General features: G+C 45.7%; 1 protein-coding gene and 1 pseudogene. Both read right to left on the bottom strand.

What is annotated here, in order from left to right; translation table 11 throughout:
* Positions 1 to 402, bottom strand: a 402-nt coding sequence (locus R8N49_RS28940; protein WP_318190677.1) for an ABC transporter permease subunit, incomplete at its 3' end; no start/stop codon positions are given.
* A gap of 3 nt (positions 403 to 405) precedes the next feature.
* Positions 406 to 587: pseudogene (locus tag R8N49_RS28935) on the bottom strand (arginine ABC transporter permease ArtQ); the annotation flags it as partial.

Raw genomic sequence — 587 nt, 5'->3', positions numbered from 1 at the left:
CATAAATTTACTCATGCCATACGCTTTTGCGGCTTCCACTTCGCCTTTCGGCAAACCGTTAATCGCACCACGAATGATCTCTGCCGTATACGCTGATGTGTTTAGTACAAACGCAACAAGAGCACAAAACCACGCGTGTTCCCATAAGGTATCTTTCACTGGGAAAAACTGATCCATGCCATAGTAAATCAGATACAACTGAACAAGCAGTGGCGTTCCTCGGAAAAAGTAAATGAATCCCCAAGAAGGAAGGCTCAAAGCGTAGTTGGTACTGTTTCTCGCAATGGCGAGTGGAACTGAGACGCACAAGCCAATCACCAATGAAATGCCCACCAGCCAAACGGTCGTCCAAAGCCCTTGAAGGTAAACAGGGAAGCTTTCAATAATCAACGAAAAATCCATTACTTACCTCGCATGAATACTGAATTTGCGTTCAACGAGTTTTAACAACCCCGTCGAAATACTGGTGAAGAAAAGGAAAATCAGTGCAACGGCCATGTAGAACGTGAACGGCATTTTTGTTGTACCAGCCGCCAAAGAGCTCATTCTCACCATATCTTCAAGCCCGATGATGGAGACAAGCGCGG

It is taken from the genome of Vibrio sp. 1978, from assembly GCF_033344345.1.
The sequence above is the reverse complement of the archived record's forward strand: the minus strand, read 5'-3'. Positions and strand labels throughout refer to the sequence as shown.